The sequence below is a fragment of the Vibrio viridaestus genome (assembly GCF_003856525.1).
GTDB classification, from domain to species: Bacteria; Pseudomonadota; Gammaproteobacteria; order Enterobacterales; family Vibrionaceae; genus Vibrio; species Vibrio viridaestus.
Genome location: NZ_RJVQ01000135.1, coordinates 1 through 447, shown reverse-complemented (window position 1 = coordinate 447; position 447 = coordinate 1). Strand labels below are relative to the sequence as shown.

Genomic DNA, 447 nt, shown 5'->3' with positions numbered 1-447 from the left:
TGTCGACCCCAAATTTTGACCTTTAAGTACTTTTTCGGGCATTTTCGTTATTTGGGCTATATTACGGACCCAAAATTACTTGTTCAAGCATTGTTTTCGAATTTTTTCATGCATCAAAGCTCGTTAAGACTAGATGGGGTATCCCTACATAGCGGGTGGGACCCACGGCGAWTGGTTCATCAAGTCTTCAAAAAATAATATATACGATTGCATTGCATATACTAACGGATGCGATCATACCAGCACTAATGCACCGGATCCCATCAGAACTCCGCAGCTAAGCGTGCTTGGGCGAGAGTAGTACTAGGATGGGTGACCTCCCGGGAAGTCCTCGTGTTGCATCCCTCTTTTTGCGCGAATTCCTACCGCGCTTACTTAAATGACCGTTTATTGATTATTTTTTTGCTCCCCCTGCCCCGCATTGCGGCGCAATAAAAGGGCGGGCGG

1 rRNA gene is annotated in these 447 nt (G+C 46.2%); it reads left to right on the top strand.

From position 1 onward, the window contains the following. Window positions 1–226 precede the first annotated feature (226 nt). Window positions 227–345: ribosomal RNA gene (gene rrf, locus EES38_RS23335) — 5S ribosomal RNA — on the top strand. Window positions 346–447 lie beyond the last annotated feature (102 nt).